Origin of the sequence: Catenibacillus scindens, assembly GCF_014202115.1 — a bacterium.
GTDB lineage: Bacteria > Bacillota > Clostridia > Lachnospirales > Lachnospiraceae > Catenibacillus > Catenibacillus scindens.
On sequence record NZ_JACHFW010000009.1, the window covers coordinates 68,623 to 93,178 of the forward strand.

Below are 24,556 nucleotides of genomic sequence, written 5' to 3' on the forward strand. Positions count from 1 at the left end.
CCTCTTTCTAAATCGTACCATGTTTTTTAGCCGGCCGATCCTCTCTTTTTGTATATAACATTTCAAAGGCGGCAATGACTCTCTTGCGGGTCGCCGCAGGTTCAATAATGTCATCAACATATCCTCTGGCAGCCGCCGATACAGGACTGTTCTGCATTTTTTCAAATTCAGAAGCCTTGTCCGCGATGAGCTGTCTGGCGTTATCTGACTCCTTAATCTCATGGGCATACATAATCTTTACCGCAGACTGAGCATTCATCATTCCGATCTGAGCGTCCGGATAAGCATAAACCATATCCGCGCCGATATGGCGGCTGTTCATAGCCAGGTAAGCGCTGCCGAAAGCCTTATCAATGATGACCGTCACTTTAGGTACAGTAGCGTCGGCAAAAGCGTGGGTCAGCTTCGCACAGGCTTTTGCGATAGTCTTCTCTTCATCCATAGTCGCTTTGTAGCCTTCCACATTGACAAGGGTCAGCACAGGAATTGAAAAAGCGTCGCAAAAACTTACAAATTCCGCCGCCTTTACAGCGCCGTCACTTGAAAGGCTGGCAGGCTCTGTTTTAGCCACTGTCCCATCCTCACCTAAAAACTCTGTTCTGTTGGCCACCGCGCCCACAGTCATTCCGTTAAGACGGATGAATGCTGTAACCATCTCCGGGGCGTAATCCGGTTTAAGCTCAAAATAAACATGTCCGTCGGAAATATCCTGAAGAATATAGGCAGTATCCTTAACAGAGGCAAGCACAGAATTTTCCCGGTTAAGATCATCGGTACACACAACCGCTTCGCCCTCGTCATCACAGTTTGCAGGCAGCAGGGAAATAAGCATGCGGATTCTGGCGAGAACATCTTCTTCAGAATCTCCCACATAATCTACCGTGCCAGCAACGCTGCTCTGGTAGTCACAGGAAGATGTGTCGCATTTTGAAATATCATTATTTTCAAGAGCGTTTGGGGTATTAACAAAAAGACGGGCGTTCTCTCTTGTCATGAGAGTAAAATCTGTAAGGGCCGGAATCATAGCCACACCGCCGCCGCAGGCGCCAAAGATGGCCGAGATCTGGGGAACAACCCCTGATGCCATCGTCTGTTTAAAATAAAGCTCGCCAAATGCGTTAAGAGCGTCTGTTGCCTCCTGAAGACGCATACCCGCACAGTCGATCAGACCGATCACCGGCGCGCCCACTTTCAACGCAAGTTCGTACATTCTTGAAATCTTTTTTGCATGCATCTCACCGATAGCTCCGTTCATGACAGAGGCATCCTGGCTGTAAACATAAACCAGATTGCCGTCGATCACACCGTAACCGGTAATGACGCCGTCTGCCGGAGTATCAATGGATGTCATGTTAAAATCAGTGCTTCTGGCATGAACAAAAGCGCCAATCTCCACAAAACTGTTGTCATCAAGCAGTAAATTAATTCTTTCTCTTGCTGACAGTTGCTTCAAATTGCTCATTTTTAGCCCTCCATAGTTATAATATTTTATTAAATTTTATCAAATTCTCTGCCGATTTTATTCTATCGCTTTTATCCAATTTTTTCAAGGGAAATTTGTTGAAAAATACATGACAATCCCCAAGGGATATGTTATCATTTCCTGGAAATACCATTTTGAAAGGACAAAAACATTTATGATACAAGATATTTATCCCCATATTTACCATAATGAATACATACAAAAAAAGCCGTCCGGCGACAGCTTTTTTCTTTTCTATGATCAGCAGGCCATTCTTACCGGCAGCGGCAGCGACAAACTGCGCTATTTTACCATGGATGAGATTCTCAAAGAATTTCCTCATCTTAAAGATGATCTGACGACTCACGCCATCTATCTTTTTGCCATAGATGACCGGGATTTCTTTTTGTATTTTCCCCAAAACGCCGGGGAAGAGGTACCGTCCCACAGCGACGTTGGCGAAATGCTGGGCGCTCTGGGCACATTTAAGCCCCTGTCAATTCTTCGCAGCACAGAACCTGCGTGGCTGGCCTTTGCGGGGATCACCGGACATCAGCTTTACTCCTGGTATCTATCCAGAAAATTCTGCGGCCGCTGCGGCCATGAACTGGTTCATGCGGACAGGGAACGGATGATGCACTGTCCCCAGTGCAATGTGATGGAATACCCGGTTTTAAGTCCTGCGGTCATTGTGGGCGTCACCCATAACGACCGGCTTCTCCTCACAAAATATGAAGGCCGCTCCTTTAAGCGCTACGCCCTTATTGCCGGTTACGCCGAAATCGGCGAGACCATCGAGGAGACCGTTCACCGGGAAGTTATGGAAGAAGTCGGGCTGAAAGTCAAAAATATACGTTACTACAAAAGTCAGCCCTGGTCTTTCTCCGGCACATTGCTCTTCGGTTTCTTCTGCGATCTGGATGGAAACGATGAGATTACTCTGGATACCACAGAGCTTTCCACCGCCCGGTGGTTTAAACGGGAGGACATCCCCGCAGACGGGGAGAATACAAGCCTGACCAGAGAAATGATGCTTTACTTTAAAAGCCAAGGGCCTGCAACATAACTTTTTCAAGATAATATCTGTAGTTTACTGCCTCCACATTATCAGCGAAAGTAACCGGGTAACTGGCAAAAGTATCTGTGCCGATTTTATATTGAAGCCACCCGGCAGACTGACCCGCTTTTACTGGCGCCTGTACCCTTGACAGGACTTTCAAGGTGACTTGAGGCGTCTCATCCTCTCTGGCCAGAACTTTCAGCGAGGGCGCATCCACAGTCAGAGCCGCATTTGTCTGCTGGCCGTCAATAACGGTCACAGGCAACAGGCGGTCCGCCGAAAAACTCACTTCTTTAAGTTCATAATTTTCCTTGCCGTACTGAATCAGCTCCTGGGTATCTTCCCATTTCCAGCGTTTATCCGGCGGCCATCCGCATCCCAGCAGCGCGATAATAAATGTCCGCCCTTCACTGACCACCGCGCACACATAACAGTAACCGGCGTTTCCCGTAAATCCGGTCTTACCTGACAGGGCCTCATCAGTCATAGTCAGGAGGGCATTTTTATTATTCACTGTAAATTGTCTTTTTTTATCACAATCGGAAAAACTGTATGACATTGTCCCTGTAATCTCCAGAAAGCTTTCATTTTTCACAGCACAGGCCATAATCACCGCCAGATCCCTCGCCGTCGTGGCATGAACGCCCACATCGTCGGCGGCGTCCAGACCATTGGCCGTAATAAAATATGTAGACTCACATCCAAGCTCCCTGGCCTTATCATTCATCATTGCCGCAAAGTTTTCAACACTTCCCCCCACATGTTCCGCAATGGCCACCGCCGAGTCATTGTGAGATTCCAGCATCATCGAATACATAAGATCTCTAAGGACATATTTCTCCCCTTCCCTTATTCCCAACTGTACGTCCGGCATCGAGGCGGCATAGGAAGATACTGTGACAATATCATCCACAGATGAATTTTCCAGTGTCACCAGCAGAGTCATCACCTTTGTTGTACTTGCCATGGGAAGGATCTCCTCCGGGTTTTTTCCATAAAGAACTCTTTTGGTCTCCCCGTCCATCAATACCGCCGCCCGGGCGTGGAGAGACGGCAGCAGATCTTTTGTCTCATTGCCGTAGGTCTTTATTGCCGGAGAAAAAACAAGGAGGATTATCAGACACAAACACCATAATTTTCCCCGGCCTGGACACCGCAATCTCTCCCGGCCCCGGACACAGATTTTATATTTAAAAAAACTCATCTCATTTACATTCCCGTTTTTTTATAGTTTATGTGTAAAGCCGCCCCGTTATGACCAGACATAAGCTGGTCACTTTTCAATATGGCTGTACACCTCTACGGCGTCCATAACGTGATATGGCGCCGTCGAGGTGTCACCGCAGGCTCCCGCCGTAATGAGAAGATATCTTTTGTCGCTGATATCGGCGATAGTGGCCAGGCACAGACCGGCTTGCGGAGTATAGCCGGTCTTTCCGCCCAATATCCACCCCTGATCCTTTAGATACCCCTGACCGTCCACCCCGCTTTCCCCGCCCTCCCCCATTTTCTCAAACAAAGTGCTGGAAAGCATCATCCCCTGGGGATGCATGGACGTGGGCTGGCTCTGGTACTGGTGCGCCGTGAAAATCCGGTAAAAAACGCCGTTATCTAAGGCATATTCCAAAAGCAGTGCCAGATCATCCAGTGTTGTCACATGACTGTCATTATGGAGTCCTGTGGCATTGGTAAAATGAGTGTGGGCCATTCCCAGACTTCTGGCCTTCTCATTCATTAATTTTACAAAAGCCTCCTCGCTCCCGCTGACCCTACATGCCAGGGTAACAGCGGCGTCCGCCCCGGAGGGCAGCAGCGTCCCATAGAGCAAATCCCTGACGCAGACCTGCTCTCCAGGCAGGAAACCGGCCACAGAGGCATTTTTTTCCGCCAGGGATTTAAGTAAGGCCGGTGAGACCGTAACCGTCTCATCAAAATCATCCAAAGCTTCGATGGCAATGATTGCTGTCATAATCTTTGTCAGAGAGGCGGGATAGATCTCTTCGCTGCTTTGAAACGATAAAATCGTCTGATGGTCTTCCAGACTCATAAGAAGCATATGATCGCTGTAAAGATCCAAGATTCCCGATGACATAACACTGGCAGTCTGGGCTTTACCGCCGCCGGCCAGATGTACGGCGTAGGAGTACTGTCCCTGCCCCCTTCTGGTATAAGCGCCAAGGACCCCTGTTCCAAGAAAAAGGCAGGCAGCGAGGATTCCGGTAATATATACAATATATGGGTATTTTCTTTGTCTAATCCTAATAATAAAAACTTCCTTTCAGATGATACAGCCAAAAAATTCTGACTGTATTTTTCCCATTGTTTATGGAAATTATTCACTGAATGGAAGTTAAGATATCCTTATGTATCTATTTTTAAAGCGGCCTCTTCTTCGGCCTCGGTTTTAAACTCTGCCACCTTTACCGGATCAATCACCGGAAGTTCTTCTTTTGAGCGCACCCCGAAAGTTCTCAAAAAATCTTCTGTCGTGGCAAAGAGAATGGGGCGTCCGGGAGCATCCAATCGTCCCGCCTCTGTAATCAAATGATATTCCAACAGACGGTTAATTGCATAATCACTGTTTACCCCCCGGATCTGCTCTACCATAGACCGGGTTACCGGCTGTTTATACGCAATAATGGAGAGAACCTCCAGCATGGCGTCCGAAAGGGTATGCTTCTTTGGCTGATGCGTCAGTTTTATAATATAGTCGTAATACTCCGGAGCCGTACACATCTGAAACGCGTCCTCCAGCTCAATAATCTGAATGCCCCTGTGTTCCTCTTTATATTGATCCATCATCTGGCAAATCAGTTCCCTCACTGTCGTTTCATCAGCATCTAGCACTGCCGCAATATCTTTTAACGGAACTGCTTTTCCCATAGTAAACAGCAGGGCTTCGATCACCGAGGAAGCCTTCGCCTCTTCCATATTAATCTCCTCCTTAGCTTCAATCCACAACGTCGATCATTATATCGTCAAAAAGTTCCTTCTGAGCCACTCTGATCATCCCGCTTTTCATCAATTCCAGAACCGCGAGAAAAGTAACGATAATATTCATTTTTGTTTTCTGCTTTTCAAGGAGCTGACGGAAACTAAAATGTTTCCGGCCCCTGGAATATGTCTGGATCTCGCTGATTTTATCGGACAGATTAATTTCCTCCTGCTGGATCTTCCCGTACTTGCTGCGGATCGGATCAATCTTGTCATTGGCCCTTTTCATCACAGCCTTAAAGATCACATGGAGCTTATCCAAATCAAGCCCCTGGGTAAGTGCGTCCAGATCTACGGGAGGTTCTTCATACCTTAACCCCTCCGGCAGTGTTGTCGTTTTATAAAAGCTCTGGGCGGCATTCATCTGCATATCTTTCAGTTCCCCTGCCGCATATTTGTACATTTTATATTCTAAAAGCCGTTCCACAAGCTCCTGCCTCGGATCCTCCTGCTCCTCCTGGGGTTTATCCTCCACAGGAAGGAGCATCTTAGATTTGATCCGAAGAAGGGTGGCTGCCATTACCAGAAATTCGCTCATCACATCCATATCCTGATGATCCATCTGATGAATATATTCCAGATACTGATCTGTGATCAGAGCGATAGGTATATCGTAAATGTCAATTTTATTAATATCAATCAAATGGAGCAGCAAATCCAGCGGGCCTTCAAAAACCCGCAGTTTGACCGGAATGGCCATATCATCACCTCAAACCCTTTTCCTGTCCAAACAGTATACCAGAAAGACCGGCCATGGTCAATTGGATCTTCGGGAATACCCACCGCGGGGCTGAATCATCGCTTTTTTATAGACAAGGAAGGATACAACCGCTGTGACAATCTCTGTCAGCCAGAAGCCATGCCATACACCGGCTTCCCCCAAAAAGCGGCTGAGGATAAAGGCGGCAGGAATAATGATCACCACATACCGGCACAGTGAAATGATGAGGGACGGGGTTCCCTTTCCAAGCCCCTCCAAGGCTCCGGAGGATGCCACAGATACGGAAGATACAATAAAGCCCCCGCTGATGATCCTAAGCGCCATGGCCCCCGCTTCCACAGTCTCCTGATTTTGGGTGAATAATCCTATCAACTGTCCTGGAACAGCCAGACATATTGCCGTTCCCGCAACCATGATCACCGCGCACAATCCCAGGGTCACATTGTAGATCTTGCCTACCCGCTTATACTCCCCGGCGCCATAATTATATCCGATAACTGGCCGCATTCCCTGGATAATTCCATTGGCGGGGAGATAAAGGAAGGTCTGTAATTTATAATAAATACCCAGAATCACCACATAAATCTGCCCGTAAGCCGCCAGGATACCATTAAGGGCGGAGACTAACAGAGACGGAAGGGCAATATTTAAAATCGCCGGGATTCCTATGGAATACAGCCGGCCTACCATACGTCCATCCCAGGCCAGATATTTTTTCCCAATTTTTAGAGGCAAAGGGCGGATCTTACAAACTGCCAAATAGATGACCAGCGTCAGGACCTGTCCCAATCCTGTGGCGAGGGCCGCTCCCTCCATTCCCATTTGTGGAAAAGGCCCCAGTCCGAAAATCAGCAGGGGGTCCAATATAATATTGGCAATACATCCGCTCATCAGAGCTACCATTGTCACTTTCATCCGGCCAACAGACTGAAATATTTTTTCAAAAGAAACCCCAAGGACAATGACCAGTGAAAAGGCAAATGCAACGTAGCTGTATCTGAGGCCCAGTTCCACAACGTCACTGTCAGATGTAAACATTCTCAGAAAAGATGGCATAATCAGTATGCTCCCTGCGGTTAGCACAATGCCGTGAACACCTCCTAAAACCAGCCCGAGGGTAGCGGCTATGTTGGCTTTTCTCTCCTCCTTCGCACCAAGATAAAAGGCAATGACCGCATTAATCCCGATACCGAAACCAATCCCTACCGCATTGATAAAATTTTGTACCGGATAAACCAGAGATAGTGCAGTCATGGCATTTTCACTGATTTTGGCCACAAAAAAGCTGTCCACAATATTATACAGCGAGTTAACCAGCATAGAGATCACCATGGGCAGTGCCATTGACAAAATCAGCGGCAATACCGACTTCTCTTTCATAAATGTTTCATTCATTTGTATCCTCCTTCGCCCAGGGCAATTTTCCGGATAATATTGGAGCGTTTTTTAATGCCATAGGAAACAAAGTTTCCTATGGCATTAAAAAACCACTTGGCAAAAAACGCCAAGTGGCAAAAAGATGACAACGTCCGGAAAAGTCCACTGAAAAATTTTAACAATATCATTATACTTATATTTGCCGTTCTGTCAACAAAAATGTCATATTTTCACAAGGTGTTTCCAAATCTCTTTCATATAATCCAGATATCCGGCCTCGGCCACACCTTCACAGGCAACCACCGGGACGCTGCCAATCGTTGTCCCGTTTAGATAATAAACCACCGATCCCACAGTATCCCCGGCACAAACCGGCGCTTTAAGTTCCGGGTCCGGCTGAAATTCCCAGGTGATCTGTCCCAGATCTTCCTCTGATGTGGAAAGATAGGTAAACTGCTCTCCCCAGGCACATCCCACACTGTCTGAAATGCCATTTTTAACCGGGACATTCTCCAACGGCACAGTGATATCTCCTTTATACAGGGTACAGTGGGAAAACCCATAATTGAGCAGCGCGGCAGCCTCAGAAAAACGCACTTTATAATCCGGCGCAGCCATGATGACGGCGATCAGCTCAATATCATCGCGCACAGCGGTGGCTGAGAGACAATACTTTGCAAGACTTGTAGAACCGGTTTTAAGGCCGTTGCACCCCTCATACTGGCGAAGCAGTTTATTTGTATTGGCCAGAGTGAATGTGGACGTTCCCTGGCTGGTCACATGGGTAATATCCTCCATCCATATAGAAGAATAATTGTGTATCTGAGGATACTTGACCGACAGTTCCCTGGACATAACAGCCACGTCTTTTGCCGACGTATAATGATCCTGTGAATCCGTCAGGCCACAGCAATCTGTAAAATGGGTATCCTCCATGCCAAGCTGGGCCGCTTTTTCATTCATCTGCCGGACAAATTCCTGTTCGCTGCCACAAATATATTCCGCCATGGCCACAGAGGCGTCATTTCCCGACGCCACTACAATACATTTGATCAGCGTCTCAACGGTCTGCTTTTCCCCTTCCTCAAGAAACACCTGGGACCCGCCCATACTCTTGGCATAGGCGCTTGTGGTCACTTCATCCTGAAGGGTAATTTTCCCATCTTCCAATGCCTCAAAGATAAGGATCAGTGTCATGATCTTTGTGATGCTGGCCGGACTTAAACGCTGGGTACTGTTTTTTTCATAAATAATCTGCCCTGTATCTGCCTCCATCAAAACACATGCCTGGGCCGTAATCCCAAGGTCTGCGTCAGCCTCGCCGCCAAAAACCCTGGACGGCTGCGCAAAACACAGCAGCAGAACTGCTATCAGCGTTCCGGCAATCCATCGTCTCATCCCATCACCCCAAAAGTTCAACAATTCGGCCCGCCCATGCCTGATAGCCAAATTGTTGCCTCAAAATAATTCCTTATCATATTTTAGGACGCATCCCGCAGGATTATGACCATTTTTTCCAGATCCACCGAAATTTATTTTCAAGACAGCCAGATAATGAAAATCCCCCGCTTTAATCAGCGGGGGACAGATCAGTTACAGCACACCAGCCCATCTCTTCCGTTAATGGTGACAACGGCGCCGGATTTAAGGATTTTCACAGCGTGACTTGCTCCCAGAATCACAGGAAGATCCAGAGACAGTCCAACAATGGCAGCGTGGGAATTTAATCCCTCCTCCTCTACAATCAGGCCGGAGGCTTTTTTAATATAAGGCAACATTTCGTTATCTGTCTCTTTGATAACAATAATATCGCCCTCCTTAAAATTCTCGTCCAGATCCTCTTTGCTGCCGCATACACATAATGAGCCTGTAGCGTTCCGGTCGGATAAACCTTTGCCCTTGATGAGAATATGTCCGGCCACATGAACTTTGATCAGGTTTGTTGTTCCGGAAATACCTAAAGGTACGCCCGCTGTGATAACTACGAGGTCGCCCTGTTTTACAATATCTGTCTTTTGGGCAGCATCCACCGCATGTTCAAACAAATCATCGGTATCGCTCTCCTCCTTAATCAAAAGAGGTACAACCCCCCAGGACAGATTAAGCTGCCGGCATACATAATCTTCTGTTGTGCAACCGATCATCGGACATTCAGGGCGGAATTTTGAGATCATCCGGGCTGTCTTTCCGGACTTTGTAACCGTAATAATAGCAGAAGCCCCAAGATCAGTAGCCGTAGTACATGTAGCATGGGAAATCGCGTTGGTCACATCTGGGCGGTCGTTATTTTCCCGCATTTTAAACCGCTTACGGTAATCAATATCCTGCTCTGTGCGGACAGCAATCCGAACCATCGTTTTTAAGGCTTCCACCGGATAAAGACCAGCGGCAGTCTCTCCGGAAAGCATAATGGCGCTTGTGCCATCGTAGATGGCGTTGGCCACATCTGTTGCCTCAGCACGGGTAGGTCTTGGATTTTTCATCATAGAGTCCAGCATCTGTGTGGCGGTAATGACCTGTTTTCCTGCCTCACAGACTTTTTTAATGATCATCTTCTGGATAACAGGGACATCCTCCAGGGGGATCTCCACACCCATATCGCCCCGGGCGATCATGATGCCGTCGGCAACACGGATGATCTCGTCAATATTTTCCACGCCCTGCATATTTTCAATTTTGGCGATAATATTCATGGAATGGCAGTTTTTCTCCTGGAAAATCCGGCGGATCTCAAGAATATCATCCGCAGTCCGGGTAAAGGAAGCGGCAATAAAATCAAAGCCATTCTCAATACCAAAAATAATGTCGTCGTAATCCTTCTGGCTGATAAATGGCATGGACAACTTTGCGCCTGGAATGTTGACGCCTTTTTTGTCACCGAGAACGCCGTCATTGACAACTTTACATATAATATCTGTGGATGTCATCCTTTCAATTTTAAGGGCGATTAGACCGTCGTCCAGCAGGATTGTCATCCCCTCTTCCACATCTTTGAGCAGATCTTTATAAGAAATAGAAACCTGATCCTGATTACCGGTGATCTCCTTTGTGGTCAAGGTAAAAAGCTGTCCTTTTTTCAATTCTACTTTGCCATTCTCAAACTTTCCAATACGTATCTCCGGACCCTTCGTATCCAAAAGAGCGGCTACAGGAAGACCTAACTCCTCCCGGATACGTTTTAGCCGGTCCAAACGGCCCTTTTGTTCCGCGTGATCGCCGTGGGAGAAATTGAACCGGGCCACATCCATACCTTCCAGCATCAATGTGCGGATCATCTGGTCACTTTCCAGCACAGGTCCCATTGTGCAGATAATTTTAGTTTTTCGCATTTTATTTCCTCCATATTGCTCAATTGCATCGCTGCCATGAAAGCCGCTTAAAGCAGAGTCCAACAGCAAGGCAGGCTTTCATCTGTCATGGCGGAGCCACGCTGTCTGCGGCATTATAACCACCAATAGTCAACTTATTTTAACACTTTTACAGGTGTTTTTATAGTAGTTAATTTATTTTCATCGTTTTGTTTAAGAATCACAGGGAATTTTGCTTTTTCTTCCAAATTTTGACTAATTTTTAACAAAGTGTAAAAATCTCGTAAAATTTTCTTCTTATGCCACTTCTCTCAACTCTCTAAAAGTATTTTGACACATTTTTTAAAATATATTATAATGAAAAACATACGATAACCAAAACGCCAAAAGATATTGTGACATCTGCGATTCACGGATCGCACTGTGCCAACGCCCTGACGCGATCCTAAAATATATTAAAGGAGTCTGAAAAATGAGTTTTACATTTAACCAAAAGCTGCCGGTACCAAAAGAGATCAAAGCTCAGTACCCGGTATCTGAAAAGCTTGCCGCCATCAAAGCGGGCAAGGATAAAGAACTGATTGACGTTATCTCTGGAGCTTCCGACAAATTTTTGGTCATTATCGGCCCCTGCTCCGCAGATAATGAGGAAGCGGTCTGTGACTATATCAGCCGCCTGAAAAAAGTTCAGGAAGAAGTTGCCGATAAGCTGATCCTTGTGCCAAGGATTTATACCAATAAACCCCGGACCACCGGTGAGGGCTATAAAGGAATGCTCCACCAGCCGGATCCTGAGAAAGCTCCGGATCTTTTAAATGGTCTCATCGCAATCCGTAAAATGCACATGCACGCTCTTGAAACTTTTGAAATGCCTATTGCCGATGAAATGCTTTACCCCGAAAATTACTGGTATCTGGCCGATGTCCTTTCCTACGTGGCTATCGGTGCCCGCTCTGTTGAAAATCAGCAGCACCGTCTTGTCAGCAGCGGTATCCATGTGCCTACAGGCATGAAGAACCCCACCAGCGGAGACTTTTCGGTAATGCTCAACTCCGTCATCGCCGCTCAGCACAGCCACAATTTTCTCTTCCGCGGCTGGGATGTAACCACCACCGGCAATCCTTACGCCCACACCATATTAAGGGGCGCTGTTAATAAATACGGCCAGTCAAAGCCCAACTATCACTATGAGGATCTGATCCGTCTTTTTGATATGTACAGCCAGCTCGGACTGAAAAACCCGGCATGTATCATTGACGCCAACCACTCCAACTCCGGTAAAAAATTTAAAGAACAAATCCGTATTGTCAAAGAAGTCACGCACAACCGGAAACACAGCGCGGATATCCGCACTCTTGTCAAAGGCGTCATGATCGAAAGCTATATTGTAGAAGGGAATCAGAAGATCGGCGGCGCCAACCATGTTTATGGACAGTCTATCACGGACCCCTGCCTCGGTTGGGAAGATTCACGCCAGCTCATCTATGAGATTGCCGACCGCTGCCTGTAACATTGAAGGAGAAAATTTTATCCGCAGAGGGAATTTTCATAAGTTTCCCTCTGCTTTTTTATATCATATCGCCGCAGCGTACCGCCAGACGCACTCGCAAAAAAAGCGGCCACAAAAACCATGTTTTTATGACCACTGTTTATGCTCTCGGATGGGCCTTGGCGTAGACCTCTTTGATCCGGTAATTTGAAAATTTAGCGTACATCTGGGTTGTGGAAACATCGGAATGTCCCAGCATTTCCTGAACCGCGTGGAGATCCGCCCCATTCTCCACAAGATGAGCCGCAAAGGAATGGCGCAGGGTGTGTGGTGTTATATCCTCCTCGATCCCCGCCCGCTTGGCGTACTGTTTAAGGACTTTCCAGAAGCCCTGGCGGCTCATAGGCTGTCCATTACAGTTTGTAAACAGAGACTTCTCATCCTCAGAAGCGATCATTCCCTCTCTGGCATTATCAAGGTAATTTTTCAACGCCTGTCTGGCTGCGGTGCCAAAAGGTATAATCCGTTCCCGTCCACCCTCATGGACTCGGATATAGCCGGAGGTCAGATTCAGATCATCCACCGTCAGGGAAATCAGCTCACTGACTCTTATTCCCGTGGCATATAAAAGTTCAAGCATAGCTTTGTCCCGGATCTCTTTATTACTGCTGCCTGAAGGCTGGCTTAAAAGGAGAGTCACCTGGTCGACAGTAAGGATACCTGGAATCTTTTTCTCGATCTTAGGCGCCTTTAAAAGCTGAGCCGGATCCTGAGAAATCCGGTTCTGCTTAAACAGAAAATTAAAATAGGCTTTCAGTGTGGCAATATTGCGGGATACCGTGGAAGGCGCAAAATTTTCTTTTTCCATATAGAGAACATAAGAGTTAAGATTTGTGTGATTCACTTTTTCAATACTCTGAATATGGACGCTTTCCAGATACGAAAAAAACTTACGTAAATCTCGCTCATAGGACAATATAGTATTTTTTGAGGATTTTTTTATATCTGTCAAGTATTTTATAAATCCCTCGATGTAAGTTTCCATTGCGCACCCCTTCATTTGTATTTCAGATATGCCTATTATAATCAATTTTTTCAATAAAATCAAACAAAAAAAATCTGTCAAACACGGGCAAATACAGGTTTTTTCACAAAAAAATACTAGATAATGTAACGTTTACCGATTATGTCTACTACATATTGTTAAAAAAAATTCTTTCCTGCCATCCCAGAAGAAAAAAACTTACACAAATTTACTTGCTTCGTTTTTTCTTTCTCAGCCCCATGGCTGAATAGTCACAAAAAAATGTGCCCACACCGGATTGGCGTAACATTCCAGGACGCATCCCACAGCCAGTGTCAGGAAAGCGAAAAACAGCAGGCTTCCCCGGCCTTTTAAATAAAGAGCAGGATATTGAGCCTGACTCCATCGGATCATCATAAGATACGATGGAATATACAAAAGAAAATGGGGAAGGAAAAACTCCAGGAGCAGCCAGAGGCCCTTGGCCCCGTAAGCCACTGTCGCCCATGAAACGATCACTCCCAGACAAAACCCAAAATATGCCGTAGATAGATATAATATCAAACTTCTCCGGCAAAGTAAAGTCATTCCCACAAGAAAAATAAAAAACAGACCTCTTTTTGCTAAAATATACAAAAAATATCCCACATCCGGCGTTAATTCCTGTATTTTTATGGATAACTCTGCCATCCATTCCCCACCAAGCCCGTTTTCTCCAAAGGCCGCAATATTTATAAATCCTGTTCCGGCCAAAAGTCCAGCCAAAAAAACCACTAACCATGACCAATATCCTTTTTTGCGTCGGGTGACTGTTTTCATCACCTTTTGCTCCGGAAAGGACCGGACAACCGGCGGATAAGGCAGATCATGATCCAGACTCTGCCCGCCCTGATCTTCCTGACTCTCCTGTGCTTCCCCCTCTTTAGATTCCTCTGATTTATTTTCCAAATGACTGTCATCTGGATTTTCACCACGGAAATCCTCATACAACGGCCTATGCCCTTCTGTTCTCGGCGGCTGCACGCCTGCGGCCATCGCCCAGTCCATACTTCCCATACATGTCCCCCTTTTATCCCCTGCTACGTAACTGTTTGACCCCAACATCATTATATGAGGCGGGAGGACAAAAAAGACCACCTTTTAAGGCTACAAACTTAAAAGGCGGTCTTCTTTACTATCCACGGTGAAATTTACTCATCCCAGTTGTGGTAAACATTCTGAACATCATCGTCCTCATCCAGCAGGTCAAGGATACGGTTCATCTTTTTAATATCTTCCTCGTTGGTCAATGTATTCCATGTCTGAGGGATCATTGTCACTTCCGCTGAAGCCATGGGAATCCCGGCAGCTTCAAGATTTTCACGGACAGTACCCAAATCATCAGGCGCTGTGGTGATCTCATAGCTGTCTTCTTCCTCCGAGAAATCTTCCGCTCCCGCGTCTAACGCAGCCATCATCAGCTCGTCGGCGTCGCCCTCGTACTCTTCTTTATCCACGATGATCAGGCCTTTGGTATCAAACATATAGGATACACAGCCCATGGCGCCTACAGAGCCGCCGCCCTTTGTGAATGCGTTGCGCACGTTGGCAGCCGTACGGTTACGGTTGTCAGTCAGCGTTTCAACGATAATGGCAATTCCGCTGGGGCCATAACCTTCATATGTAGCTGTCTCATAATTTACGGCACTGAGATCGCCTGCAGCTTTTTTAATACCGCGTTCAATAGTATCATTGGGCATGTTATTAGCCTTCGCCTTAGCGATCACATCCCGCAGCTTACTGTTATTGTCCGGATTTGGTCCGCCTTCCTTAACAGCTACCGCGATTTCTTTTCCGATAATAGTAAAAATCTTACCTTTGGCCGCATCGTTCTTTTCTTTTTTATGCTTTATGTTGGCAAATTTGGAATGGCCTGACATAATAACACTCCTTTTCTTAAATGTATATCAGCTAATGCTGACCCTAATTCCGCGCCAGGACCCGCCAGGGATTCCTGAATCTGTTACGGTTCACTGAGTGAACGGCAACCTAAATTTTTACGCTCACACTAACTTATATAGTTTATCACTAAATAACACCACTTGCAAGACTGTTTTTATGTATCCAGTTCAAGACTGATGATCAGTGCCTTATCCACTTTTCTCAGAATCTCGCAATCCAGATGGCATACTTTTTCTTTCAGCCTCTTTTTATCAATGGTACGCACCTGTTCCAGCAAAATAACCGAATCTTTCACCAGATCATACCGGCTGGCCGACAGCTCCACATGCGTCGGCAGTTTCGCCTTATTCATCCGTGACGTGATCGCCGCGCAGATCACTGTGGGGCTGTGCTTGTTTCCTGTGTCATTTTGTATGATTAACACCGGACGCACGCCCCCCTGCTCAGAACCGATCACGGGACGCAGATCCGCATAATAGATATCTCCACGTTTTATCATCAATTCAATCACTCCTGATAACCTTTTCAATCATTATTTCCAATTAATCGCATGTATATTCATACAGCAGTATACAGTTATCAAAAGTGCATTGATCCGAGCCCGGCCTTTCACAAAAAAAGGCGCTTTCTCATATTTTTGCGGGTCAAGTAGACATGCTTTTTCATACAAGTATGAAACACATGTCTATTTGGCCCTAGTATCATATTTATGCCAGGGGCGCAGTCCTGCTCCGGCACACAGAAATTTCCACCGGCACTTTGTCTTTTATATAGACTCTGGGAACCCTCCGCCCCACATCACAGACCAGCTCATAGCTGATGGTACCCGTCAGATCCGCCAGCTCATCCATGGAGATCTCTTCGTCTCCGTCTTTTCCCACCAGAGTAACCAGATCCCCCTCATGGACATCTTCCAGTCCTGTAATATCAACCATAAATTGATCCATACATACGCGGCCGATAATTGGGACGCGGCGGCCATGGATTAAAACACAGCCCTGGTTGGACAAAAGTCTTGGATAGCCGTCGCCGTAACCTACAGGAACCGTAGCGATCACAGTCTCCTTCTTTGTAACATAGGTATGACCATAGCTGATTCCCTCTCCTCCGGCTACCGTTTTAATATATGTAATATGGCTGGTCAGGGACATGACCGGCAAAAGGTCCAGTTCTTCCCTTGGCATCTCCTCAGATGGGTAGAGTCCGTATAAAATAATACCTGCCCGCACCATATCCTGATGCATCCATGAAGCGTCCATAATCCCCGCGCTGTTAGCGCAGTGTCTAAGTGGGATATGAAGTCCCATCGTCTCAATCCACTGCTCCATCCGACAAAAACGGTCATACTGAATTTTGGTCACTTTTTTATATTTTTCATCCCCCATATCCGCACAGGCAAAATGGGTAAAGATCCCTTCCACATAAATATGGGGGAGCCGGCTGATCTTGACAATCTCCTCAGCGCTCTCCCGGACAGGAGCGTATCCGATCCGTCCCATCCCCGTATCTATTTTGATATGGACATTTATAATCTTGTCACGAGCCGCCCCAAACTCTTCCAGCGCTCTGGCCATGTCCATAGAAAAAACTGTGGGGGTAATGTTATATTTAATCAGATCGTCATACTGATCCGGCGATGTAACGCCGAGAACAAGAATTGGCAGTGCGATGCCGCTGTCTCTAAGTTCAATGCCCTCATCCACACAGGCCACAGCCAGCCAGGAGGCTCCAAGGCGCTCAAGTTCTCTGGCCAGGACAACCGCGCCATGGCCGTAGGCATTGGTTTTGATCACTGCCATAAGTTTTGTATGTCTCCCGATTTTATTTTTAATTTCTTTTACGTTGTGTTCAAAGGCGTCCAGATTGATCCGGGCGCACACTCTGTAGGTACTCATAGTTTTATAACGCCTTTCTTCCTATCGGATAATCTTTGACATGTATTGTATAATATCCGAGGCTAAAAGTCCATAGGCCCCTTTCTCTTTCCGGGCCGCGTCCCCCGCCAGTCCGTGGACAAAACACCCGAAAGCGGCGGCTGTAAGCGGATCCATTTTCTGGGCCAGAAATCCGCCGATGATCCCCGACAGCACATCTCCGCTGCCGCCGGTGGCCATACCATCATTTCCGGACAGGTTAATAAAACAGTTGGCGCCATCGCTGACTATAGTCCTGGCATCTTTCAAAACACAGATAATCCCATGATTTTTGGCAAATTCTCTGCATGTTTTTGGGAGATCCAGGCACATCTGCCCCACAGGCATGGAACTCAGACGTGACATCTCACCGAGATGGGGCGTGAACACGGTATTTTGGGGAACACTGTCCCACAGGCTCCCGTTCCCGGCAATAATGTTAAGACCGTCGGCGTCAATAACCAGGGGCACTTTACAGTGTTTCAGCGTATAGGCAACAATATTTACAGCATAAGGGGCGCATGTAAGCCCCGGTCCCAGAACGACGCTGTCCGCCCACTCAATGGCCTGGTCAAGAAGATCCATATCCACCAGAGTGCTGTCATAAGTGGTCAATACCGCCTCCGGCAGCTTTTCAAGGATCACATCATGGTTTTCTTGCACTGTAAATACGCGCACCAGTCCGCATCCGCAGTTGTACGCTGCCCTGGCTGAAAAGAAACAGGCTCCGGCCATATTCTTGGAACCGGCAATGACAAGTACCCGCCCATAGCTGCCTTTATTGGAGTAAGCCTGACGCTTAGGAAGATACCGGACAATATCTTCCTTCTCAAAAGCAAATGTATGTATACGCGCCTGATCTGTTGCCTCTATCGGGAAACCGATATTCTCAACAAAAACCTGGCCAGAGTGACAAGCTCCCGGATAAAGAACAAGACCAGTTTTTAAAGTTCCAAAGGTCACTGTAAAATCCGCCTCCACCGCGCATCCCAGAACCTGGCCGGTATCTGTACTGATCCCTGACGGAATATCTACCGCACAGACAGCAGCGCGGCCTATGGCTCGGCATCTGTTGATCGCTTCCACAGTTCTGGCAAAATTGCCCTCCACCGGACGGGTAAGGCCGATGCCAAAAATAGCGTCTACAATAAGATCCGCCTGAGTCAGTTCATCAAGGCTTCTACATCTGGGAACCTTCATATTTTCCAAAATTTTTATCTGGAGAGCGGTCTCTTTAGTGGCCTTCGCCGTGTCCCCGGCCATATACCAGGCGCTGGACACGCCCATGGTTGTCAAAATACGGACAACAGCCAGGCCGTCTCCCCCATTATTCCCGCTTCCGCAGACGGCAATCACTTTTTTTCCCTCAGTATCTTTAAGAACTTCACAGATACGCACTGCCGTGGCATAGGCAGCGCGTTCCATTAACACCGCTGAGGGAATACCCAGTGTCTCAATGGAATAGGTGTCAATGGATTTCATTTCTCTGCTGTTAGCCAGATAGATCATGATATACCTCTTCTTTCTATAGCAATAATACATTTTCCTCTCCGCTTGCGGCGGACCGCGTCAGCGGTATTTTCTGTTCCGCCTCAGTGCGATCTTTGCGCAGAGCGCTTTCATGTCACAGGAAAAGCAGTTTCCTGTGGTATGATGATATAAAAAACAACGAATTAAAAAAGCCGTCCTTACCGGCCTTTTTAATCCGTTTCCTGTCACAAGTCCTTCTATTAATCCTCCATATAGGATTTATAGCTGTATTTTTCTTTCCCGCGATGGCGCAGATTATAGGATAATGTCATCAGACTTTCATCCAGATGGACATTCTTCACACACACATCCTCCGAGAGGTGAAGATCTGTGGGTGCAAAGTTCCAGATAGCCCTGATCCCCCAGGTTTCAAGCTGTTTTGCGATGCTTCTGGCCTGCTTTTTCGGCACAGTCAGCGTTGCCACGTGAATCTCATGGTCTTTAATAAACTGTTCAAGGGTATCAACCATCTGAATCTCTACCCCCCGCACCGCAAGCCCTTCCAGTCTTGGGTTTATATCAAAAATACCGATCACCTTAAACCCAATGCGGTCAAAATCATAATTTGCCAGCGCCTGACCTAAATTGCCCGCTCCGATGATGATCATATTCTGAGTGGCATCCAGACCAAGGATTTTTCCGATTTCGTCATGAAGATACTCCACATTATATCCATAGCCCTGCTGTCCGAACCCACCGAAATTATTCAAATCCTGACGAATCTGGGATGCAGTTACTTTCATCCTTATACTTAATTCCTTAGAAGAAATACGTACAACGTTATTCTCAAGAAGTTCTCCCAAATATCTGTAATATCTGGGCAGTCTGCGGATAACAGCCGATGATATTTCTCTCTCGCTCACACCTATGCACTCCCTTACTTCAATCATTTGTAACGACTATAGTTTATTATATAGAATGGTTTTATAATTGTCAAATCCGTTTATCCCGGTGTCTCTGGTTTTTCTTTACTTCTTCTATTATAAATGATATGATAAATGACATGTGAAATATTACAGAAAGGCGGATTTTTATGATACTTTCATGCCAGAACATTTCAAAAGCTTTTGGCACAGATGAAATTTTAAAAAATATTTCTTTTCATATAGAAGATCACGAGAAAGCAGCCATTGTAGGGATCAACGGGGCCGGAAAATCCACCCTCCTCAAAATCATTATGGGGGAGATGGCTCCCGATGAAGGCCAAGTCGTTATTTCCAAAGGAAAAAATCTGGGATATCTCTCTCAGCTTGCCACGGTCTCTTCGGGAAATACGATTTATGAAGAAGTTATGGAGGCCAAAAAAGATATTATTGACCTTTATCACCGGATGAAGGCCCTTGAACAGGAGATCGCCGCCACCTCTGGCGATGCCCTTGAACCTCTTTTAAATACTTACTCCCGTCTGACCCATGCCTACGAGGATGCCAACGGCTACGGGCTCAACAGCGAGGTCAGTGGTGTCCTTATCGGTCTGGGTTTTAAGGAAGATGAATTTGAAAAGAAGGTCGATACCCTCTCCGGAGGCCAGAAAACACGGGTATGTCTTGGCAAATTACTCCTCTCTAAACCGGACATTCTGCTTCTGGACGAGCCCACCAACCACCTGGATATGAATTCCATAGCCTGGCTGGAGACCTTCCTCCAAAATTATAAAGGAGCGGTAATCATTGTTGCCCATGACCGCTATTTTCTTGACAGGATCGTCACCAAAGTGATTGAAATTGAAAATCATAAAGGCCAGGTCTTTTCGGGCAATTATACACAGTACGCCGAGAAAAAGGCCCAGCAGCGGGAAATTTTATGGAAAGCCTGGCAAAATCAGCAGCAGGAGATCCGCCATCAGGAGGAGGTCATCGCCAAACTCAAGTCCTTTAACCGGGAAAAATCTATTAAGCGGGCCGAGAGCCGTGAAAAGATGCTGGCGAAAGTGGAACGCCTGGACAAACCCGTGGAGGAAAATGCCTCTATGCATCTTGTACTCCACCCCAATGTTATCAGCGGCAACGACGTCCTTGACATTGAGGATCTGTCTAAATCATTTGGCAGCCATCAGCTTTTTTCCCATGTAGATATCTCCATTAAACGTGGGGAGCGGGTGGCTCTCATCGGCAGCAATGGCACCGGAAAGACTACTATATTAAAGATCATTAATGGTCTTCTCTCACCAGATACGGGGGATATCCATCTGGGAGCCAAGGTCCATATCGGATATTACGATCAGGAGCATCAGCTTTTGTCCCAGGAAAAGACAATTTTTGAGGAGATCTCTGATGCCTATCCAACACTTGACAACACCCGCATCCGTACAGTCCTGGCCGCTTTTTTATTTACAGGCGACGATGTTTTTAAACGGATCAAAGAACTCTCCGGCGGAGAGCGGGGCCGGGTTTCTCTGGCCAAGTTAATGCTGTCCGACGCAAACTTTCTCATCCTGGATGAGCCTACCAACCATCTGGATATTGTATCCAAGGAGATCCTTGAAAACGCCCTCCGCAGTTACACCGGAACTCTCCTTTATGTCTCCCACGACCGTTACTTTATTAATAGAACGGCCACCCGTATTTTAGAACTTTCCCAGGGAGGCATTAAAAACTATCCGGGAAATTACGATGACTATCTGGAGAAAAAAGACACCCCTGTCATCTCCGGCACCGGCCAGTCTTTTTTCCAGTCCGTCGAAAGCACCGGGGAAGGGACGGCGGATAACGCCAAAATCTCCAACAGCAAATCCGATTATCAGCAACAAAAAGAGCGGGCCGCACGCCAGCGAAAAATTCAGAATGATATTGTCAGGACCGAAAAACGGATCGAGGAGATTGAACAGCGCACCGCCCAGCTAGATGAACTTCTGACCCAGGAAGAAGTTTATACCAATGTGGAACGCCTTATGGAAATTAATAAAGAAAAAGAGGCTCTGGATACAGAACTTACAGCCTTAATGGAAAAATGGGAAGCTCTTCTCTCCCAGGAAAATAGCTGAATGAGCAGCAAAGGAGGATTTGAATATGGCCGATGAAAATAATAATGTATCACTGCCGGAATTTCCTGCCACAGGTAAAATCGGCGATTTTTATATCCGTCCCGGTCTCTTCCGCCTAAAAGGGGCCAATATTGTTCCCGGCGGCGTCAGCTTTACCATATGCTCCAACAAAGCTACCCGCTGTGAACTCTGTCTTTTTCACCGCCGGGAACAGATCCCCTTTGCTGTACTCCCATTTCCGGAATACTGTCGTATTGGCGATACCTTCTCCATGATCGTTTTTCATCTGGATATTGAGGAGATCGAGTACGCTTACCGTCTTGACGGTCCCTATGACCCGGACAAAGGACTCCTTTTCGACCCCTCCAGGTTTATTTTGGACCCTTACGCCAGGGCCGTCACCGGGCAGAGCGTGTGGGGACAGAAACAGCCTGAGACCGCCGCTTATCACGGGCGTATTGTCCAGGATGATTTTGACTGGGGAAGTTTTCATGACCGTCATCTCGCCTTCTCAGATATGGTCATCTACGAACTTCATGTCCGCAATTTTACTATGAGTCCTTCCTCAGGAGTGACTAACCGGGGCACCTTTGCCGGGCTTTTGGAGAAGCTCCCCTACCTTCTGGAACTGGGAGTAAATACGGTGGAACTTATGCCGGTCTTTGAGTTTGACGAGGTTGCCGAGGAACGTACCTATGACGGACATGCACTCTTAAATTGCTGGGGATATAATACAGTGTGTTACTTTGCCCCAAACACCAGTTACACAGCCGCGACAGAGTTTAACAGGGAAGGCACTGAGCTGAAACACCTCATCCGTACCTTAAACAGCTACGGCATTGACGTAATCCTGGACGTTGTGTTTAACCACACCGCCGAGGGCAATGAACAAGGGCCCTTTTTCTCCTTTAAAGGACTTGACAATAACATCTATTATATGCTCACCCCCGACGGCAAATATTACAATTTTTCCGGCGTTGGAAACACTTTAAACTGCAACCACCCTGTTGTACGGGAATTTATTTTAGACTGTTTAAGATATTGGGTTGTTGAGTACCGTATTGACGGATTCCGTTTTGACCTGGCATCTATTTTGGGGAGGGATGAAAACGGCGCTCCCCTATCCCGCCCGCCCCTTCTGGAAAGCCTTGCCTATGATCCCATACTCAGCCATGTCAAGCTCATCGCCGAGGCATGGGACGCCGGCGGGCTCTATCAGGTGGGCTCCTTTCCATCCTGGAACCGCTGGGCCGAGTGGAACGGGAAATACAGAGATGACCTGCGCCGGTTTCTCAAGGGCGATGCCGGCTTCGCCGCCGCGGCAGTCAACCGGATCTGCGGTTCCCCGGATCTTTATCCCCCCAGCATGCGCCAGAATGCCTCGGTAAATTTTATTACCTGCCATGACGGTTTTACCCTTTACGACCTGTACGCTTACAATGAAAAACACAATGAGGCCAACGGCTGGAACAACACTGACGGTGCCAACGACAACAACAGTTGGAACTGCGGCGAAGAAGGGGACTCCCTAGATCCAGAGGTGAACGCCCTGCGGCGGCGGATGCAGCTTAACGCTTTCACTGTTCTTCTGTGCAGCCGGGGCGCTGTCATGTTCCCTGCCGGTGATGAATTTGGAAATACCCAGTTTGGAAACAATAATCCGTACTGTCAGGATAATGAAATTTCCTGGCTGGACTGGACCCTTCTTGAAAAAAACCAAAGCCTTTTCCATTTTGTCCGAAAGCTGATCCGTTTTCGCAGCGCTCATCCCGTCCTTCGCGGCAGGACTGCTCCGGCTCAATGTGGATGGCCGGATATTTCCTACCACCACGGCACTGCCTGGAATGAGGCCGCCGATGACAATGCCCGTCAAATCGGCCTTTTATTCTGCGGGCGGCAGGAAGATCCGGATGTTCGGGACGATTTTATCTTTCTCGCCGTCAACGCTCACTGGGAGCCTCACCGCCAGGACCTTCCCTTCCTTCCATCCGGCTATCAGTGGCGATTGTTTATTCACACAGCCAACGAAGACGCCTTTGGCCCGGAAGCTTCTTTTGACGGAAATTCCATGACCGTCGGTCCCCGAAGCTGTGCCATACTCATCGGCGTCAAGACTGATTTTTAATAGTAAAAAACATTTGAAATTTCTCTATCTGTAACGTATAATACTATATCAGGAATTCATTTGACTTATTTAAGATACAATCCGGAGGTGACCTATGGCTGATTCAAATATTACAAAGCATGCCCTTGCTCAGGCTTTAAAAGAGCTTCTTCGGGACCGCTCCCTGGAAAAGATCAGCGTGGGAAGCATCTGTGAAGCCTGCGGCATGAATCGTAAAAGTTTTTACTATCATTTTAAGGATAAATATGATCTGGTCAATTGGATCTATTATACAGAATTTATTGACCGCATGAAGACTAAGACTTATACCGCCAGTTGGGATGTTATCGACGATTTGTGTGAATATTTATTTGACAATAAAGAATTTTACCAGAAAACCCTTCAGATGGAAGGACAGAACTCCTTTTCCGATTACCTGAGGGATATTCTCATCGCGTTTTTTATGGAAGATCTTGAGGAAGCATTTTCCAAAGAATCTTCTGTACGGCCTTTCGCCGAATTTTATGCCGACGCGATCATCTGTGCCCTGAAAAAATGGCTGGTGCAGAGAGACTGCATCAGCCCATTGGAATTTTCTTCTTTTATAAAAAAATGTATTTCAGGTATTGCCGACCATCTGTTGTAGCCGC

The 24,556-nt window shown here is 46.9% G+C and carries 20 protein-coding genes; 5 read left to right on the forward strand and 15 right to left on the reverse strand.

Annotation, left to right across the window (positions count from 1 at the left end; translation table 11 throughout):
• Positions 1 to 7: 7 nt before the first annotated feature.
• A complete protein-coding gene (locus tag HNP82_RS11295; RefSeq protein ID WP_183774730.1) occupies positions 8 to 1,462 on the reverse strand; it encodes an acyl-CoA carboxylase subunit beta in 1,455 nt (484 codons plus the stop codon).
• A 175-nt stretch (positions 1,463 to 1,637) separates the two neighbouring features.
• Between HNP82_RS11295 and nudC the strand changes: the two genes are divergently transcribed.
• Positions 1,638 to 2,528 (forward strand): NAD(+) diphosphatase, encoded by an 891-nt coding sequence (nudC, locus tag HNP82_RS11300; protein WP_183774733.1) that lies wholly within the window; start codon positions 1,638 to 1,640, stop codon positions 2,526 to 2,528.
• On the opposite strand, the gene HNP82_RS11305 is transcribed toward nudC, so the two are convergent.
• The 7 genes from HNP82_RS11305 to pyk form a co-directional block, all read right to left on the reverse strand.
• Entirely contained in the window at positions 2,503 to 3,726 is a 1,224-nt protein-coding gene (locus HNP82_RS11305) for a D-alanyl-D-alanine carboxypeptidase family protein (RefSeq protein ID WP_183774735.1), read from the reverse strand. The two genes, nudC and HNP82_RS11305, sit on opposite strands and share 26 nt — an antisense overlap.
• A gap of 69 nt (positions 3,727 to 3,795) precedes the next feature.
• Positions 3,796 to 4,614, reverse strand: a complete 819-nt coding sequence (locus tag HNP82_RS11310; protein WP_183774738.1) for a D-alanyl-D-alanine carboxypeptidase family protein — start codon at positions 4,612 to 4,614, stop codon at positions 3,796 to 3,798.
• Between the two features lie 269 nt (positions 4,615 to 4,883).
• Positions 4,884 to 5,453 (reverse strand): SMC-Scp complex subunit ScpB, encoded by a 570-nt coding sequence (gene scpB / locus HNP82_RS11315; protein ID WP_183774741.1) that lies wholly within the window; start codon positions 5,451 to 5,453, stop codon positions 4,884 to 4,886.
• 19 nt (positions 5,454 to 5,472) lie between these two features.
• Positions 5,473 to 6,216 (reverse strand): segregation and condensation protein A, encoded by a 744-nt coding sequence (locus HNP82_RS11320; RefSeq protein WP_183774758.1) that lies wholly within the window; start codon positions 6,214 to 6,216, stop codon positions 5,473 to 5,475.
• 57 nt (positions 6,217 to 6,273) lie between these two features.
• A complete protein-coding gene (locus HNP82_RS11325) occupies positions 6,274 to 7,632 on the reverse strand; it encodes an MATE family efflux transporter (protein WP_183774761.1) in 1,359 nt (452 codons plus the stop codon).
• Between the two features lie 204 nt (positions 7,633 to 7,836).
• The gene (locus HNP82_RS11330) at positions 7,837 to 9,012 is read right to left on the reverse strand and encodes a D-alanyl-D-alanine carboxypeptidase family protein (protein ID WP_183774764.1); all 1,176 of its coding nucleotides are present in this window, start codon (positions 9,010 to 9,012) and stop codon (positions 7,837 to 7,839) included.
• Positions 9,013 to 9,203: 191 nt separating this feature from the next.
• Positions 9,204 to 10,943 (reverse strand): pyruvate kinase, encoded by a 1,740-nt coding sequence (pyk, locus tag HNP82_RS11335; RefSeq protein ID WP_183774767.1) that lies wholly within the window; start codon positions 10,941 to 10,943, stop codon positions 9,204 to 9,206.
• Between the two features lie 451 nt (positions 10,944 to 11,394).
• On the opposite strand from pyk, the gene HNP82_RS11340 reads away from it, so the two are divergent.
• Positions 11,395 to 12,432, forward strand: coding sequence for a 3-deoxy-7-phosphoheptulonate synthase (locus HNP82_RS11340; protein ID WP_183774770.1), 1,038 nt, complete (start codon positions 11,395 to 11,397; stop codon positions 12,430 to 12,432).
• A gap of 139 nt (positions 12,433 to 12,571) precedes the next feature.
• On the opposite strand, the gene xerD is transcribed toward HNP82_RS11340, so the two are convergent.
• The 7 genes from xerD to HNP82_RS11375 form a co-directional block, all read right to left on the reverse strand.
• Positions 12,572 to 13,456 (reverse strand): site-specific tyrosine recombinase XerD, encoded by an 885-nt coding sequence (gene xerD, locus HNP82_RS11345; RefSeq protein ID WP_183774772.1) that lies wholly within the window; start codon positions 13,454 to 13,456, stop codon positions 12,572 to 12,574.
• A gap of 231 nt (positions 13,457 to 13,687) precedes the next feature.
• Entirely contained in the window at positions 13,688 to 14,491 is an 804-nt protein-coding gene (locus HNP82_RS11350) for a stage II sporulation protein M (RefSeq protein WP_183774774.1), read from the reverse strand.
• A gap of 134 nt (positions 14,492 to 14,625) precedes the next feature.
• Positions 14,626 to 15,354, reverse strand: a complete 729-nt coding sequence (locus tag HNP82_RS11355; RefSeq protein WP_183774776.1) for a YebC/PmpR family DNA-binding transcriptional regulator — start codon at positions 15,352 to 15,354, stop codon at positions 14,626 to 14,628.
• A gap of 176 nt (positions 15,355 to 15,530) precedes the next feature.
• On the reverse strand, positions 15,531 to 15,875 hold the full coding sequence (locus HNP82_RS11360) for a type II toxin-antitoxin system PemK/MazF family toxin (protein WP_408609659.1): 345 nt from the start codon (positions 15,873 to 15,875) through the stop codon (positions 15,531 to 15,533).
• A 208-nt stretch (positions 15,876 to 16,083) separates the two neighbouring features.
• A complete protein-coding gene (gene alr / locus HNP82_RS11365; protein WP_183774780.1) occupies positions 16,084 to 17,271 on the reverse strand; it encodes an alanine racemase in 1,188 nt (395 codons plus the stop codon).
• Between the two features lie 21 nt (positions 17,272 to 17,292).
• The gene (locus HNP82_RS11370) at positions 17,293 to 18,831 is read right to left on the reverse strand and encodes an NAD(P)H-hydrate dehydratase (RefSeq protein ID WP_183774782.1); all 1,539 of its coding nucleotides are present in this window, start codon (positions 18,829 to 18,831) and stop codon (positions 17,293 to 17,295) included.
• Positions 18,832 to 19,019: 188 nt separating this feature from the next.
• Positions 19,020 to 19,682, reverse strand: a complete 663-nt coding sequence (locus HNP82_RS11375) for a redox-sensing transcriptional repressor Rex (protein WP_183774785.1) — start codon at positions 19,680 to 19,682, stop codon at positions 19,020 to 19,022.
• Between the two features lie 170 nt (positions 19,683 to 19,852).
• On the opposite strand from HNP82_RS11375, the gene HNP82_RS11380 reads away from it, so the two are divergent.
• The 3 genes from HNP82_RS11380 to HNP82_RS11390 all read left to right on the forward strand — a co-directional run bounded on the left by HNP82_RS11380 (position 19,853) and on the right by HNP82_RS11390 (position 24,552).
• A complete protein-coding gene (locus HNP82_RS11380; protein WP_183774788.1) occupies positions 19,853 to 21,802 on the forward strand; it encodes an ABC-F family ATP-binding cassette domain-containing protein in 1,950 nt (649 codons plus the stop codon).
• Positions 21,803 to 21,827: 25 nt separating this feature from the next.
• Positions 21,828 to 23,927 (forward strand): glycogen debranching protein, encoded by a 2,100-nt coding sequence (locus HNP82_RS11385; RefSeq protein WP_183774790.1) that lies wholly within the window; start codon positions 21,828 to 21,830, stop codon positions 23,925 to 23,927.
• Between the two features lie 94 nt (positions 23,928 to 24,021).
• Positions 24,022 to 24,552: a TetR/AcrR family transcriptional regulator C-terminal domain-containing protein gene (locus HNP82_RS11390; protein ID WP_183774792.1), complete on the forward strand. Its 531-nt coding sequence runs from the start codon at positions 24,022 to 24,024 to the stop codon at positions 24,550 to 24,552.
• Positions 24,553 to 24,556 lie beyond the last annotated feature (4 nt).